This window comes from Roseobacter sp. FCG-D35 (assembly GCF_033436665.1).
Classification (GTDB): domain Bacteria; phylum Pseudomonadota; class Alphaproteobacteria; order Rhodobacterales; family Rhodobacteraceae; genus JAWQFO01.
The window spans coordinates 1-14,066 of sequence record NZ_JAWQFO010000009.1; the positions used below are offsets into that span (position 1 = coordinate 1).

General features: G+C 61.5%; 13 protein-coding genes. 4 read left to right on the forward strand and 9 right to left on the reverse strand.

What is annotated here, in order from left to right; genetic code table 11:
- Positions 1-327 precede the first annotated feature (327 nt).
- The 6 genes from R5H30_RS18130 to nanR all read right to left on the reverse strand — a co-directional run bounded on the left by R5H30_RS18130 (position 328) and on the right by nanR (position 9,366).
- Positions 328-2,304 carry a DNA phosphorothioation-associated putative methyltransferase gene (locus R5H30_RS18130; RefSeq protein ID WP_318330010.1) on the reverse strand — a complete coding sequence of 659 codons (1,977 nt, stop codon included), beginning with the start codon at positions 2,302-2,304 and terminating at the stop codon, positions 328-330.
- Between the two features lie 745 nt (positions 2,305-3,049).
- Positions 3,050-4,399, reverse strand: a complete 1,350-nt coding sequence (locus R5H30_RS18135) for a four-carbon acid sugar kinase family protein (protein ID WP_318330011.1) — start codon at positions 4,397-4,399, stop codon at positions 3,050-3,052.
- On the reverse strand, positions 4,396-5,649 hold the full coding sequence (locus R5H30_RS18140; protein ID WP_318330013.1) for a ribulose-bisphosphate carboxylase large subunit family protein: 1,254 nt from the start codon (positions 5,647-5,649) through the stop codon (positions 4,396-4,398). The genes R5H30_RS18135 and R5H30_RS18140 overlap by 4 nt, the downstream gene beginning before the upstream one ends.
- Positions 5,646-6,689, reverse strand: coding sequence for a Gfo/Idh/MocA family protein (locus R5H30_RS18145; protein WP_318330014.1), 1,044 nt, complete (start codon positions 6,687-6,689; stop codon positions 5,646-5,648). Before R5H30_RS18145 ends, R5H30_RS18140 begins: the two co-directional genes overlap by 4 nt.
- A complete protein-coding gene (locus R5H30_RS18150) occupies positions 6,686-8,578 on the reverse strand; it encodes a D-apionate lactonase family protein (protein ID WP_318330015.1) in 1,893 nt (630 codons plus the stop codon). The genes R5H30_RS18145 and R5H30_RS18150 overlap by 4 nt, the downstream gene beginning before the upstream one ends.
- A 35-nt stretch (positions 8,579-8,613) precedes the next feature.
- On the reverse strand, positions 8,614-9,366 hold the full coding sequence (nanR, locus tag R5H30_RS18155) for a transcriptional regulator NanR (RefSeq protein WP_318330016.1): 753 nt from the start codon (positions 9,364-9,366) through the stop codon (positions 8,614-8,616).
- Positions 9,367-9,566: 200 nt separating this feature from the next.
- Between nanR and R5H30_RS18160 the strand changes: the two genes are divergently transcribed.
- The 4 genes from R5H30_RS18160 to R5H30_RS18175 are packed head-to-tail and all read left to right on the forward strand — an operon-like array spanning position 9,567 to position 11,117.
- Entirely contained in the window at positions 9,567-10,400 is an 834-nt protein-coding gene (locus R5H30_RS18160; RefSeq protein ID WP_318330017.1) for a phosphogluconate dehydrogenase C-terminal domain-containing protein, read from the forward strand.
- A 1-nt stretch (position 10,401) separates the two neighbouring features.
- Entirely contained in the window at positions 10,402-10,557 is a 156-nt protein-coding gene (locus tag R5H30_RS18165) for a hypothetical protein (protein ID WP_318330018.1), read from the forward strand.
- A 54-nt stretch (positions 10,558-10,611) separates the two neighbouring features.
- Complete coding sequence (locus R5H30_RS18170; protein ID WP_318330019.1) at positions 10,612-10,950, forward strand: cytochrome d ubiquinol oxidase subunit II; 339 nt, start codon at positions 10,612-10,614, stop codon at positions 10,948-10,950.
- 23 nt (positions 10,951-10,973) lie between these two features.
- Complete coding sequence (locus tag R5H30_RS18175; RefSeq protein ID WP_318330020.1) at positions 10,974-11,117, forward strand: hypothetical protein; 144 nt, start codon at positions 10,974-10,976, stop codon at positions 11,115-11,117.
- Between the two features lie 280 nt (positions 11,118-11,397).
- Here R5H30_RS18175 and R5H30_RS18180 read toward each other — a convergent pair whose 3' ends face one another.
- From R5H30_RS18180 to R5H30_RS18190, 3 genes are read right to left on the reverse strand one after another with little or no spacing between them, the layout of a single operon-like run.
- Positions 11,398-12,552 carry an alpha-hydroxy acid oxidase gene (locus R5H30_RS18180; protein WP_318330021.1) on the reverse strand — a complete coding sequence of 385 codons (1,155 nt, stop codon included), beginning with the start codon at positions 12,550-12,552 and terminating at the stop codon, positions 11,398-11,400.
- Positions 12,552-13,289, reverse strand: a complete 738-nt coding sequence (locus tag R5H30_RS18185) for an SDR family oxidoreductase (RefSeq protein WP_318330022.1) — start codon at positions 13,287-13,289, stop codon at positions 12,552-12,554. Before R5H30_RS18185 ends, R5H30_RS18180 begins: the two co-directional genes overlap by 1 nt.
- Positions 13,290-13,299: 10 nt before the next feature.
- Positions 13,300-14,064, reverse strand: coding sequence for an SDR family oxidoreductase (locus R5H30_RS18190; protein WP_318330023.1), 765 nt, complete (start codon positions 14,062-14,064; stop codon positions 13,300-13,302).
- Positions 14,065-14,066: the final 2 nt, after the last annotated feature.

The window sequence follows — 14,066 nt, forward strand, 5'->3', positions numbered from 1 at the left end:
CTATCAGCCATCGCGCTCGCCGCCGCAGTCATATTCTGGCTCTGAAAATCAATGAGTCTGGAGCCTAGCTGAGTATTCGGCGGATAGGGTTGGCTTTGGCCGGGTCTGATCAACAGACGCTTTCAAAGGACGGCAGCGCTCAATTGTCGAGTCACAAGATCGAAATAGAACAATTTTCCTTTATTGTTTTATTGCCAAACCAGCCAAGAATATTCTGTGGATATCTGGGGTATCTGTCGGATCCATTCAGGCGCAGGTGCGATTTAGTATAGCAACACCTCATGCTTATAATCCAGCCTCATCAGCCTTTTACTTAAAGTGCCCTTGCTATCGGAAAGCAACAGGCGCCCAACTCCACCCGTTGAGAACAAGACCCGCAGTTTCGGCGGCCAACGCTATCTCCGCTCCGGTGGCGCGGATCCCGAGCCCATCCAACCCGATTTCACTCGCTTGCGCATCGAACCTTTTCTGACGCTTAAACCCAGTTTGATCAGTTGCCATGAAACGAGACTTCAATAGCAGGCGCTGATCCTCACCGTGGTGGTCGAAGTCCGAAATTCGCTGCCGCCTCAGATCGACCTTGGTTCGAACCTCTAGACGCGGAAGAGGGGACAGCTCAAAGTCTGCATAGCGGAAACCTGTCAACTTGCCGGTTCGAAGATGAAATTTTATAAGTTGCATCTCGTCGAAGCCACCGGCGTACTTCTCAGCACAGCCTGCAAAACAACGCAGCACTGCGGGGAGTCGCGGTGTCAGTTCGGTGCTAACCCAGTAGTTATGTTCTTCGTCCAAATAACCCAGACCTTCGCTGGCGGTAGCCTCGGCCGCGGCGCAGAGACGCTCAGAGTCAGCGAGAGAGAAAAGCAAATCTCGCGCTGTCGCTTGCGCCATGGTGAAATTTTGGAACAGCGCGCGAACATCCCTTTGGAGACGCTCTGGCAAGTCCCTGTAATTCTTGCGCCGATTGAATTGATTGAGCGCTAAATAGACAGCGATATCTTCCTGCCTCTGCTGGGCTACTTCGTCGAGAACCTCGGGGTCGGACAGGCTGCTCGCCAAACTGATTGCCTTCGCGGCTGAGGTATTTGCCGCCGCGAGCCGGTTAAGTATTTCTTGCGGAAGTTCGACCACCGCTGGCCACCTTCCAAGTTCTGTCGCTACTGCCGCAATGGCTTCGAGGTCGGGTCGGAGGGCCTCGAAGGCCGCTTCTCGCGCCTCCTTTCGCCGTGCGGCGGCGCTCACGGCCGGGACGGACCGGCGAGTTTGTCGAGACAGCAGGTAGGATTGCTCGGACAACGGATCTGCAAAAATGAAGAAGAGACCTGGTCCTGCCGGAAATGCCTCTCTGCCAAGCGTGGATTCAATAAATTCCTTGAGTTCGACCGGGCGATAGAATTTCTGAAACGTACCGCGGCGTGTGACGTGCCCGTCACCATAGGGTCGGCACGTCTCTGTTCGCGCCCGGCTAGAGGTGATGACGGAGACCGCAAGGCAGCGTTGCGCGAGGGCAAAGGCCGAACGCAGGACATCCTGCCGCTCAGCGGGGGTCTCGATCACATTCAGAACAAAGCCGAGGTTTACGACATTAGCTGGCTCGCATGGCTGATCCGGAGCGTAGTATGGATCCCACCCGGCGGCCGAAATGCCAGCCGCCTGAAGCCCTTCGATATCCGATCCAAATCCGCACCCGTAATCGAATACGGTGGTCTCTTCATTGATTAAGCCATAACGGATCAGTGATTGAATTGGTGACGATAGTCCGTCTCTCCGGATGGCCGCGAGATGTCGCTGGATGGTGGCATCTGGCTTTGAAAGGGGCTCGTCAAGCAGCTCAATTGTATGCCCAACAATTTTGACTCCCGCTTCCCGCATACGTTCGTCCCATGCACGCCTTGTCCCAATGGAACTCGTCTCTCTGAGAAGCCCTATGCGTTCGAGGCCCATCGTCAGTTCGCTAAACTCCTCGAGCCTTGGGTGATCAGCTGGCAGGAGAAGTTCTTTGCGATGAAGTACTGGTGGGTTGACGCGTGCACGGTAAGAACGCCGAACCGCAGTCTGGTTCTCTAGATTTACGGTGATGCTCTCAAGCAAGGCCGGAAACGGCCGTTCAAAATCCTCGTAGGTTAGGAGCGAAATTCGCTTTAGTCCAATCGTGTTAAGCTTGACGACGTTCCAGTGCGATGAATTCGCTATCGCTTCAGCCTCCCAGATTTCTGACCGCAAGGCTTGCTCCAGACGGGCGACCGCATCTCGATGCAGGTAGCGGTTACCCGCGACTAGCTTTCCAGGATCTTCCGCATGCATTGCTGCACCTTTCAATTAGCGGCCATACTACCTATCGACAGCAGGATGCCCGCGTGGTGGTAGGGTGGCGATGGCTTGTCGGTTTACTCCACCATGATAGCTTGGCAGACGACAAACCTGGTCACGCAGTCGGTGAAACCTCGACCGATCTGGCGTGCTTCAACTGAATTATGTATCTCTGCGAGGTCTCTTCACGCAAGCGTCGAGCCAGTCGCGTCAGTCTTCGATCGGTAGCTTGTCTGGAAAGCTTTGAACCTCACGTTCGAATGCCTCGACATCCGACAACCTGTAGGCCACCCGGCCGCCGATCTTGAGGTATCGCGGACCTTCCTGGGCCCAACGCCAGCGCTCAAGTGTTCGGTGGCTGATCTTCCAGCGGGCCGCCAGTTTTTTCTATTCACACATACTTCGCTCATTTTCGTCTCCTTTTGCGCAACTCACTTCGGTCGCAAAAGAACGAATGCGTGAGAAGAAAAACTATTCAAGTCGGTAGGTTGCGTGCTCGGAGGCTATGTTCGAAACAGACGGAAAAGGCGTGAATTGGCGCAAGCCTTAGAAGCGGGGTCGGAACGTTCGGGACGGAGCGGCCCCCATCGGCATGGGGTCGGACACTTTTCTCAAGATTTCAGGGATTTTCGTGGCGTCTAGACTCGATCCGAAACGCCAAAACAGCCGAATTGCGGAGCGAGTCATTCCCTCCGCCAGCCCAACCGGAGCGAATTTGCACAACCGGCCCGGATCACCTTCAGGTTCCCTCGCGCAGTCGCCCGAAAACATCGACCGGGCCCATCTGGCCGCCTTTTAGCATGATCTCGATCGGCAGTTGATCGGGGTCTGCGAAATGCCCGGTGTGAAGCGCGGCCCCGCCCGCAATGGCCGCGAGCGGGGTCAGCGCCGCGATCCCGAGCGCTGTCGCGGCGTGGCTCGAAGTGTCTCCCCCCGCGATGGCGACGCGGGACAGTCCGTGCGCCTGCGTCAGCCGCGCCAGGACCTGTCCTATCGCCGCCGCAAGTGCGATCCGGGCTTCCGGCATGGGCCGGTGTGCCCGATCCGCGGCTTGCCGGAACCGGTCGATACGCGGGTCATCGGGGCCGCGCGCTGCATGAACGATCACGTCGCGGCCTGCCGCGATATAGGCGCTCGCGGCCGCCACCGCCTCGGCGATCACCTGCTCTTCCGTCCCGGCAGCCGTTTGAGGCGAGTCGAAGGCGACGGTGGCGAAACCATGCGCCTCGCCCCACGCGATCTGATCGGCGCTTCGCGGCGATTGCGACCCCGAGACCACGGCGATGGGACGCCCGGTTGGCCCGAGTGAACCGCGCGTGCGTCCGGTGCATAGACCAAGATCGGTCCAGTGCGCGGCAAGCCCGGCGGACAGGCCCTGGCTGGCCACGGCGATCCCGATCTCGTCCCGGAGGCCCCAGATTGCGGCGGCGGCGCGCTTTTCGGTGGTCGCGTCGATCACGTCAACCGAAACGACTGGCCGTGCGCTGCGCGCTTCCCGGCGAAAGGAGTCTTCCGGTGCCTCCGTCGCCAGATCTTCGAGCGTGACAAGCCCGACGCCCAGATCGGTCTGACGTGAAAGGTGAACCCGCGTATCGGAATCGTCGATGGGCGTCGAGGGATGCCGCGACATCGTGCCATGCCGGTCGATCCGGGCCATGCCGTCGGCGTCCGAAGCGAAGAGATGACCGAAGGCCTGGTACCGACGAAAAGCAGGCGCGGCGAACATAACAGGCGTCAGCGCTCGGCCAGTCATCTTCGACCCGATCTCGATGGCGCGCCCGATCGAGCCGATGTCTGGGGCGGAATCCATGGTCGAGCACACCTTGTACTGGATGAGCTCGGGATCCTGATCTTTCAGCCACTCGAAGATCGGTGGCAATTCCCGATCCATCCAGGCAGGCGATTGCGACCGCGCGCTTCCCGCGATGCCGATGGCTTGGGCGTCGGCGAAACGTGCGCGGAGTGCGGCATCCGGGAAGCCTACAAATAGCACCGCCTCGATCCCATAGCCGTCCAGGATCTCGGCCACGACAGCTGAACCGGTGAAGTCGTCGCCATACCAGGCAACAAGCGGCCTGGTCCCGGTCATTTCGACACACCGCCAAGGGCGCGGGCGAGCTCTGGCGAGCGCCTTGCCCTGTCGGCAAGTGTCTCGCCAGCCATGGCCGCGCCCCAGGCCTCTCGAAATGCAGCGACGCCGGCCGCGGGCCCGTCGGGATGTGCCATGATCCCGCCGCCCGCCGCATGGATCAGGTCTGTCGATCCAAGAGCCGCATAGGTGTCCGGAGCCTGCCGAGCGGTCTGACCGGACGAAAAAACCGGCACAGCGATGCAGGGCTTTTCGGCGAACATCGGCGTCAGACAGTCGCGGGCCGAAGCAATCACGCTCTCGTCGGCCTCGCAAAACTTGTTGGCGAGGCCGTTGACATGCATGTGATCCGCGCCAGCCAATCGCCAGAGCTTGGCCCAAGCGGCATAGGCCCACCCCAGCGAGGGATGACGCGACAGAACGCCCCAGCCGTTGCGGTGTGCGTGGATCGGAAGTTCGGAATTGCGCGACAGTCCGAGAAAGCCCGACATGCCAACCGAATTGAGGCTGACCATGACGCAACTCCCGCCGAGATCGCGCACGAGATCGTGCCGACGGCGCATCTGGTCGATCTCGCCGGTAAGATTGAAGGCGAACATGACCTTTCTGCCGGTCCGTTCGGCGTGGTCGTTGATGACCTCCATGACTGCGCGCACCCGGTCGTCGAAAGGGCAGTTGGGACCATCCGACTGCAGTTCGTCGTCCTTGATGAAGTCGATTCCCGCCCGCACGAGCTGATCGACCATCCCGGCAGTATCTTCGGCGGACATCCCGACGCTGGGCTTGATGATTGTCCCGATGAGCGGACCCTCTTCGACGCCCGAGAGACGCCGCGTACCCGCGATCCCGAACCGGGGACCGGGATAGGCCTGCGCGAAACTCTCCGAGAGCCGGAGGTCCATCAGGCGAAGCCCCGAGAAAGCGGCGAGCTCGAAAAGATTGCCCGCAACCGTCGCGATGAGGTTCGGCAGCGATGGCCCGATGTTCGCGACGGGCCAGGACAGCGTCACGAGAGCCGTTCGGATCGCACGGCCCTCGGGTCGCGATGCCCCCGAGAGTGAGGGTGTGTCGACTTCGCCCAATTCCTCGATGCGTTCCACCCGTGCTCCCGAGCGCGCCCGAAGCTCAGGTGTCTCACCTGGCACAGATACGAAGGTGCCCGAAGATTGCTCGCCCGCCATCGAGGCGGCGGCGTCCTCGAGCGGCCACGCGGTTTCGATCAGGTAGTCGGCCTCGAAGCGTTCGCTCATCGATGGGCCTCCTCATAGCCGGCCAGGGAAACCGGAGTGCCTGCCGCCGCCGAGGCATAAGAGGCAAGCGCAAGATCAAGCGTCTTGAGATTATCCGCCCCCGATGGTTGCGGCGCGGCGCGTTCTGCCAGCACGTCGACCACGTGGCGTTGGAAATTGATGACGCTGTCCTGAACCGCATGCCAGGGCTTCTCACCCCAGTGGGGCACCTCCGGTTCAACATCGATCTCGCGGTTCCCGTCGCGGCGGGTCAGCGCCAGGCGATATCCCTTTTGCAGTTCGAGGGTCCCTTCGGGTCCTTCGATCCGCGCGAATGTTTCGGGAAAGGGATCGGGGGTTTCGACAGAGTAGAAACTCACATCGACCAGCGAAACCGCCCCGTTGTCATGGCGCAGCAGCGAAGAGAATGCATCCTCGCCCTTTACATCCGGGTTCAGTCGCTGGGTCGCGCAGTCCACACTTGTCACATCACCCAGAAGAAAGCGCGCGACGTCATAGACATGCACACCGACGTCCATCAACGCGAGCCTGGGAACCTGCGCCAGATAGGGTTGATTTGCATACACGTCAAAGCCGTGGCGAAACCGGATATGAGCGAAATGCGGGTTCCCGATTGCGCCTTGGTCCAAGAGGCTCTTCATCTCGATAAACCCGCGCTGCCAGCGAAAATTTTCGTGGATGATGAGCGATGCGCCGGCGTCCTCGGCCGCATTTACCATCGCGCGGGCATCGGCCTGGGTTTCGGCCATGGGTTTCTGACAGATCACGACGCGACCGGGCGAGACGGCAGCTTGCGTGACCGCCAGATGCGTCGGCGGCGCGGTGGCGATGTCGACGAAATTGGGCGAAACGGCTTTCAGCATGGCCTCGGCGTCGGTGAACCACTCGGGCACGCCGAATTTTTCAGCGGCGGCTTTGGCGCGCCCGCTGTCCAGATCGCAGACCGCGACGAGGTCCGCACCCTCGAGTCCGGCCCAGGCATTCAGGTGGTTCTCGGCAAAAAAGCCGCAGCCGATCAGGGCCCCCCGGAATTTTGTCACGCCCCGTCCTCCAATTCCTGAAACACGAGATCAAAGGGCTGAAGTTGGACCATGCCGCTGTCCTTGGGTGAAAGCGCCACGCGCCAGTTCGGAGTCCCGCGGGTTCGAGCTTCTGCATTCGCGTCGAAATGCCAGAACCGCCCTTTGTCCGCAGTCTGGAGATTCGCGGGCGACAGTCCGCAATTGGCGAAAACCGCTCCGCCTTCGAGCGAAACTCCGACGATGCCGTGGGGCAAGGCTCCGATCACTTCGCCCGCTTTGCCGCCGTGCTTCGAAAGGAAACCCAGAAGGTGACAGAGCGGACTGTATTCGCGTTTACCGTCCGCGATCCGCGTCACACCGAAGGGACCCGCAACAGAGGCAAGCGAGAGGGAGGCCACGCCCGCCTCTGCCGCCGCCGCATAGGCGCCAAGCGCGAAGGCTGCGCCGAAGCGAGTCCATTGGCGTGGGTCGTCCATCGCCATGGCGATCTTTTCGCCGCCGGGATTGGCAACGGTCCCCGCGCCGTAGGGGTTCGTGCGCATTCCGATCGAGACCAGCCCCAGGCAGAGCGGCAATCCGTCCGCGATCGTCCGCGCACTGGCAAAAACCTGCGGCAGGGCCTCGAGTGTTTCCATGACCGAGACATCGTCGGCGGCATGGACGATTGCAGTCGTCGAATGAGAGACAAAGTCGACTTGGTCACTTCGGGGCGGGCACCTGTTCAATTCGGTGAAGTTGGTCAGCATGCCGGCTCCGATCTCCGCCTCCGGAAAGGCGGTCCGGGCCCAGTCGGCCGCTTCCTCGGGCGTGGTGCCGAGCGGCCAGTCTCCGTCCGGCTGGTAGCTTTTCAGGTACGGCTCTGGCAGGGCGAAAACCCTGCGGGGCCGAATTCCCCGATCGGACAAGGCTACGGCGAATTTGGAGACGTCTCCGGGTTCGGTCCCCTCTGGCAGAACGATCTCGAGATCGAGTGGCGTCGCACCCACCAGATGGTCCGGGACGCCGTCTTGGGGCTCCGGACTGCGCCAGATCACATGCGCAGGGGCAATCGCAGTAATCGCGGCGGCCGTGTCGTCAGGATCGTCCCAGCCATTTTCGGCGACCAGTCCGATTTCGGGCAAAGTTACCGGTCGGGCCGCGGGCTCCGGCTTGGTCGCGGTTGACGATCCGCTTTCCCGGACGGCCAGCGTCACGCTCTGCCGGATTGTCTCGCCCGCCGCGATACGATAGGGAAATCCGAGCGAGAGCGGCCGCGAGTAGGTCTTGAAAGAGGCGTCGGTCCAGTTCCGCTGGTCCTCCATCTCGAAGAGGTCGCCGGAAAACTCGATACGAAGCTCGACCGGGCCGACGCTGTGCTCCATCACGACGATATCTGTCGCAGGTTGCGAGGGCATGACCGCCTGCGGGAATTCGGTGGTTTCGGTTTGCCCATCGCTGTGTGTGATCCGAAGGGGCTTGCCCACGACGTCAACAAGCGGTGACAGAAGCACGAACCCGATGCGGTTCAACTCAACGTCGCTAAGCACATGGCCCTCGAACCGGGCTGTCAGCCCGCCAGTGCCAACCTCGAAACGCACCGTCCCGTCGATCGAGCCGTCGAGTGCGGAGAAGTCAAACCCGAAAGTGTGGAGGTTGGTTTGTGTGCTGAAACCATGGGGCCTGGTGCGAAGCGGAGTCGTGGCCCAGGAGCTGTCCCGGACGAGGAATTCCAGGCTTCGGACAGCTTCAACGCCGGAACACCGAATGCTGCGCAGGCCGTTCGGCAAGGGCGCATATGTCACCGTTCCGAGACGCAGGGTTTCGCCGCGCGCCTCCGAACTTGAGGCAGTGCTCTGCTGTGTTGACGTCATCTGCCTTCCCTTGAACCGACCTTGTTTTAGTATGTTATGGTCATCATACCAGTTCAATGAAATTTCGGTTTCAGAAGCAACTACATCCTAGTCTAGGTTAGATTGGCCTTTTGATACAGGACGTTGGCGCGATTCAAGTGATCGACCATGCGGCTTTCCGCCAGGTCGGGATCGCCTTTCTCTATGGCATGGAGGAGCGCTTCGTGCTCCTGCAGTGTCAGGCGCTCGAGCCCGGGCACACGCACCATGTCGATGTGAAATCGGCGCAGCCACTGGAAGATCGACCGCGACGCGGCCGAAAGGATCGGATTGCCGCCTACCATCGCGATGCGTTCGTGGAACTGTTCATCGAGATCGAGGAATCTAGGAACGTCGTCAGAGGCTTGCGCTGCGCTTGCAATGAGCTCCGAAAGGTCGGCGAGGTCGCTTTCGGTCCGCTGCACCGCCGCGATCCTTGCATTGCGCGCCTCCAGCACCAAACGCACTTCTTTCAGATGCGCCATGGTCGCCTCGGAGTAGGACAAGACGTGATGCATGGTCAAAGCAAGCTGCTCGAACACCGGTTCCAGCGTAGGTTGAGCGACCCTTGGACGTTCGCCATGACGGACGGTAATCAGGCCCATGGCCTGCAGCGACTGCATCGCCTCGCGGATCGCCGGACGGCCGACGCCGTACAAATCCATCATCTCGCGCTCCGACGACAGGGTGTCGCCCGGCGCCAGCGACTGCTCGTCGATGCTCTCTAGGATGCGCTCCCGCACCTCGTCGGCCAGTTTGCGCCGGCGAATCGGCTTGCGTTCATTCGGCCGGTTCATCTGGCTGCCTTGTGTCCTTTCGCCAAACACCGGGCGTTTCGCCCGTTGCGCCGCCTTCCCTTCAATCGGCTATTTTCTTCAGTCCGTAAAGCATTTGCGGTGCAGCCGCCGATCTGACCTGACCTCATCTGGAACCAAGCAAGATATTCGTAGAGGACGGCATGTCATCTGGTATGATATGTATAATAGATGATCAACGCCACTGCGTTGCGACCGGGAGACAGCCGAAAATGACCGAAAAGATCGCCATTCTTGGCGCCGGCGGAAAAATGGGCTTCAGGATCACCAAGAAGATCTTCGATGCCGGCTACGACCTGACCGCGATCGAGATTGGGGAAGACGGCCGCGCTCGGCTTCGAGAAGCCAGCATACCAGTATCGGAGGGTGACAGCTGGAAAGCGGAGGCCGACGTCATTGTCCTGGCGCTGCCTGACTCCGTCATCGGCAAGGTCGCAACCGATCTCGTGCCGCGCCTGAGGCCCGGCGCCATGGTTCTGATTCTAGATGCCGCCGCGCCCTATGCCGGCGTGCTACCCGAACGTGAAGACGTGACCTATTTCATCGGCCACCCCTGCCATCCGCCGCTTTATAACGACGAAACCGAATGGGATGCACGGCGCGACTATCACGGCGGCGTCGCCGAACAGGCCATCGTCTGCGCCCTGATGCAGGGGCCAGAAGAACACTACGACCTCGGCCGGGAAATCTGCGAAGCCATGTGGTCGCCGGTGATCCGCACCCACCGCGTGACATTGGAACAGCTTGCCATCCTGGAGCCGGGCCTGAGCGAAATGGTTGCCATGCCGTTTATCGACGTCATGGTCGAGGCGGTGGACGAATGCGCCGAGAAATACGGCATCGACCGGCAGGCAGCTTTCGATTTCATGATCGGCCATCTGAACGTCGAGATTGCCATGTGGTTCGGCTTTGCGCCCAAGGTGCCCTCGGACGCGGCGCTGCGCCTGATGCGGTTCGCCAAGTCGGTGGTCGTCAAGGACACATGGCGCGACGCGCTTGATCCCGGCAAGGTCAGGGAAGCGTCGGAGCTGATCGTGAAGGGATGACATGAGCCTGCCGGGCGTCTCGACGGTCATCTATGACGGTTGCAACGAGGTCATCGTCTATTTCGCCCGCGCGGCCGCAAAGGGTCACGTCACGGGAACGGATGACATCATCCTCTCGGGCAAGGCTGGGGTCGAAGCACAGGCCCCTGCGGATTAACAGCATGCTGCCGGAAATCCTTCCGAACTTCGCCGACCTTACCGGCTGCCTACCATGGTCGCTCGCACCGCTCATGGGGCTATCCTGATCTACGTTGTCCTGGATGGCTTCTGTCTTGGCGTCGGTATCCACTTCTCGTTGGCCGAGCCGCGCGAGCAAGACCGTATGATAGGGCGGTTCTGGGATGCCAATGAAATCTGGCCCGTGCTCGCAGTCGGGCTGTTGCTTATGGCCTTTCCGACTGCACATGGCTTGATCCTGTCGACCCTCTATCTGCCGGTCTTCTTCAAGCTTGTCGACCTGATCCTGCGCGGCGTGGCCTTCGAGGTTCGTGCAAGGCGCGCGAACAGCACAAGCGACTTTGGAAACGTGCATTTTTTGCCGGCTCGCTGACGACCGCTCTGGCTCAGGGCTTCATGCCGGGTCGGTACATCTTGGTGCTGGAGCGGTTCCCGCCGGCGCTGGCGTTCGCTGCGCTGAAGGCAGTGTTTCTGGCCGTCGGTTACAGCTTCATCGGAGCGATCTGGCTGGTGCATAAACGGGACACGATTTGCGGATAAACTCGATCCGCTGGTCCAGCGAAGCGCTCTGAGGCGTGATCCTTGGCGTTGGCGCCGTGGCGCGGGCGACGCTGCTCGTCTGCGCGCGAAAATTCGACAAGCGGTTCGGCTTCCCCGAAGTTCCGTGGGTCGCTCCGCTTCCGGTGGTCTTGGCCGCGCTGAACCTGGCGCTCTGGGCCGTGCTGCGCCGCGTGCCTTTTCGGAACCCCCGTCTCACCTGGCTGCCCTTTGCCACCTCGGCGAGACAAGTTACTGTTGCAGCACGTCCCAAAGGTGGTTGCTATTCCCGAGACATGCCATCTTTGACGTGCAAGGCTGATTGCGCAAGCGCGGCATAAGACGAGATACCAAGCTGGCCGAGCGCGCGGAGAAGTTCCAGCTTCAGGATGTCCATCGCGCGTTCCGCGCCCTCGTCTCCGCCCGCGCCGACGCCATAGGCCAGAGCCCGGCCCGCCAGGACAAATCCGGCGCCCAGGGCTTTTGCGCGAAGGATATCGGCGCCCCGCCGAATGCCGCTGTCGAGGATGATCTCCAGCTTGCCGCTCAGGGCCTCGGCAATGTCGGGCAGCGCCTCAATGGTCGCCGGGCCAAAGGCGACCTGTCGGCCTCCATGATTGGACACGACGATGCCGTCCGCCCCCAATTCCGCACATCTCACGGCGTCTTCCGGATGCAAGATCCCTTTGACGACGAGCTTACCTTTCCAGCGGTCACGTATTCGCTTGAGCTGCACCCAGGTCAGGCCGGGAGTGATCAGCGTCTTCTGCACGTCGGCGTAGGACGTCGCGTTTTTCAGAAGATCGGCGTAGTTCGCGATATTGGGTCTTCCATGGCGCAGGCTGGTGAGCGACCAGACCGGATTGGCTGCAAGTTGCAGCATAACCCCGGGTGTGAACTTGAAGGGCACCGACAACTGGTTTCGGATGTCACGGTCGCGTTTTCCGGCAGCCGGAACATCCACCGTGACCATCATCACCTGATAGCCTGCTGCTTCGGCGCGCGCGATCAGACCCTCGGTCACCGCGTCGTCGCCAGAGACATAAAGCTGGAACCATCCGTTGCCGTCAGCCGCCTCGGCCAGTTGCTCGAGGGTCGTGGAAGCGGCGGAGCTGGCGACATAGGGCACGTTCTCGCGCTTGCAGAGCCGTGCCAGCTTCAGGTCGGCATCGGGCCAGAAGGCATTGAGCATTCCGATGGGCGCCTGGCCGAATGGCTGATCGTACGTCTGGCCGAAGATTTCCGCCTTGGTGTCGATCTCGGCGACATCCACCATGTAACGCGGCACGAGTGCGATCTCTTCGAAGGCCTCGATATTGCGGCGCATGTTCCGTTCGCCTTCGGCGCCGCCATCGACAAGATCGAAGGCGAACCTCGGGATACGGCGTTTCGCGCGCGCCCGCAGGTCGTCAATGGATGCCGCCCGGTCCAGCCCCATCAGATCGACCAGCCTCCGTCCACGGCAAACGACTGTCCGGTGGTAAAGGCCGACAGATCGCTTGCGAGGTAGCAGACCATCTCGGCGATTTCTTCGGGCGTGCCGAGACGGCCCATCGGCTGACGCGCCTTGAAGGCGGCCAGTGCGGCTTCGAAATCGCCGGTGGCGCGCAGCCGGTCTTCCAGCGACGGGCTTTGCACCGTGCCGGGGCAGATCGCGTTGCAACGTATCCCGTCTTTAACGAAATCGGCGGCAATCGACTTCGTCATGCCGATGATCGCAGCCTTGGAAGCGCCATAGGCGAACCGGCGCGGCGCGCCCTTTTCGCTCGAAACGATCGAGGAGATGTTGACGATGGATCCCGAGCGCTTGTCCAGCATCCCTGGAAGCACCGCTTTGATGAGCCGGAACATGGCTTTTGCGTTCAGGTCGAAAGACCGGTCCCATGCCGCCTCGTCACACTCGAGGATCGTGCCGTCATGAACCCAGCCAGCGCAGTTCACCAGTACGTCGACCGCATCGACCTCGGCGACCAGCGCGCCGACCGCGTCGGCGTCGAGCACGTCCAGCCGGCGTGTCGCGATCCTGTCCGACGTCAGCGATGAAAGTCCGTCTTCATCGATATCCGTCGCGATTACGGATACCCCCCGCGCCGCGAGAGCCTCTGCCGAGGCGCGACCGATCCCGTTTGCGCCAGCGGTGACAAGCGCGGTCTTTCCGTCGAGTGCGTCTGTCATCCTGTCTCCTTCATCTCGCCAACCAGCCACCGTCCACGGTGACCACGCTTCCATGACAGTAAGAGGCCGCATCCGAGGCGAGGAAAACGGCAGCGCCGCCGATCTCGGAAGGTTCGGCGAAGCGTCCCGCCGGTATCCGTTCCAGAAGCGCCTTCGAGCGTTCGGGATCGTCGCGGAGTGCCTGCGTGTTTTCGGTGGCCGTGTACCCGGGCGCGATGGCGTTCACGTTGACGCCGCGCGGCGCCCATTCGTTGCAGAGCGCGCGCGTCAGTCCGAGCACCGCATGTTTGCTGGAGGCGTAAGCGGGGACGCGAAGCCCGCCCTGCGAACTCAGGACCGAGGCAACGATGACGATCTTGCCGGACCCCTGCTCGACCATCTGGCGTCCCGCCGCCTGGCTGAGGAGCCAGACCGTATCGAGGTTGATTGACAGTACGCGCCGCCAGTCTTCGAACGGCATGTCCGTCGAATTCTCGCGGTGGATGATGCCAGCGTTGTTGACGAGGATGTCGAGCCCGCCGAGCACGTCTGTCGCAAAGCCAACGACGTCGCGCGCCGCGACCTCGTCCATGCCGTCGAAATCGGCCTTGACCGCCGCACCTGTACGACCCGCCGCCTCGATGCGCGCTAGCGTGTCTTCGGGCGCGTGACTACGATAGGTCAGGGCGACGTCGGCCCCGGCGTCGGCAAGGGCAAAGGCAATTCCCTCGCCGATCCCCGTGGCACCACCGGTGACCAGGGCCTTGCGCCCCGACAGGTCGAACGGATTTGGCATGA

Excerpts from the sequence above, each read along its gene's own strand:
- R5H30_RS18130 (WP_318330010.1), bottom strand. The coding sequence starts at position 2,304 with ATGCATGCGGAAGATCCTGGAAAGCTAGTCGCGGGTAACCGCTACCTG.
- R5H30_RS18135 (WP_318330011.1), bottom strand. The coding sequence starts at position 4,399 with ATGACCGGGACCAGGCCGCTTGTTGCCTGGTATGGCGACGACTTCACC.
- R5H30_RS18140 (WP_318330013.1), bottom strand. The coding sequence starts at position 5,649 with ATGAGCGAACGCTTCGAGGCCGACTACCTGATCGAAACCGCGTGGCCG.
- R5H30_RS18160 (WP_318330017.1), top strand. The coding sequence starts at position 9,567 with ATGACCGAAAAGATCGCCATTCTTGGCGCCGGCGGAAAAATGGGCTTC.
- R5H30_RS18165 (WP_318330018.1), top strand. The coding sequence starts at position 10,402 with ATGAGCCTGCCGGGCGTCTCGACGGTCATCTATGACGGTTGCAACGAG.
- R5H30_RS18170 (WP_318330019.1), top strand. The coding sequence starts at position 10,612 with ATGGTCGCTCGCACCGCTCATGGGGCTATCCTGATCTACGTTGTCCTG.
- R5H30_RS18175 (WP_318330020.1), top strand. The coding sequence starts at position 10,974 with ATGCCGGGTCGGTACATCTTGGTGCTGGAGCGGTTCCCGCCGGCGCTG.
- R5H30_RS18180 (WP_318330021.1), bottom strand. The coding sequence starts at position 12,552 with ATGGGGCTGGACCGGGCGGCATCCATTGACGACCTGCGGGCGCGCGCG.
- R5H30_RS18185 (WP_318330022.1), bottom strand. The coding sequence starts at position 13,289 with ATGACAGACGCACTCGACGGAAAGACCGCGCTTGTCACCGCTGGCGCA.
- R5H30_RS18190 (WP_318330023.1), bottom strand. The coding sequence starts at position 14,064 with ATGCCAAATCCGTTCGACCTGTCGGGGCGCAAGGCCCTGGTCACCGGT.